1 protein-coding gene is annotated in these 473 nt (G+C 58.1%); it reads left to right on the top strand.

What is annotated here, in order from left to right; genetic code table 11:
- A partial coding sequence (locus tag NW835_RS13440; protein WP_414415552.1) for a zinc ribbon domain-containing protein occupies window positions 1-473 on the top strand: 473 nt, incomplete at both ends.

The raw sequence follows: 473 nt of genomic DNA, 5'->3' as shown, positions 1-473 counted from the left end.
AGGTCAGAGACCACTACTCCCGCTTGAGAGCGGCTCTGCAACGCAAGGTCGGTGAGGGCACACGCAGCACTCGGCGTCGATGCTGGGAGCTGTTGCAACGGCTGTCTGGTCGGGAGAGACGCTTTCAAGCCTGGCTGAACCACTGCATCTCTACTTGCGTCAGCGGGACGGAGTCCTTAGCGATTGTTGCTAGGGCCAAAGCTACCTGTAGCCTCATTGCCTTGGAGGGCTTAACTGGGATGAGAGAACGCACCAATCAACAGTCGCGTAGTAAAGTTGAGCGTCGGCGGGTGAACAGTTGGGCGTTCTCCCAGTGGAGACAGTTTCTAGAGTACAAGGCAGCAAGAGCAGGGGTGAAGGTGGTGGTAGTGCCACCTGCCTACCCTTCGCAAACTTGTCACCGCTGCTTGTGGCTTGGGCAGCGGGAAGGGAAGCGTTTTCGTTGTGTCAACCCGGCTTGTGGCTGGGAGGGA

This window comes from Synechococcus sp. OH2, from assembly GCF_047462155.1.
Taxonomy (GTDB): domain Bacteria; phylum Cyanobacteriota; class Cyanobacteriia; order Thermostichales; family Thermostichaceae; genus Thermostichus.
The sequence above is the reverse complement of the archived record's forward strand: the minus strand, read 5'-3'. Positions and strand labels throughout refer to the sequence as shown.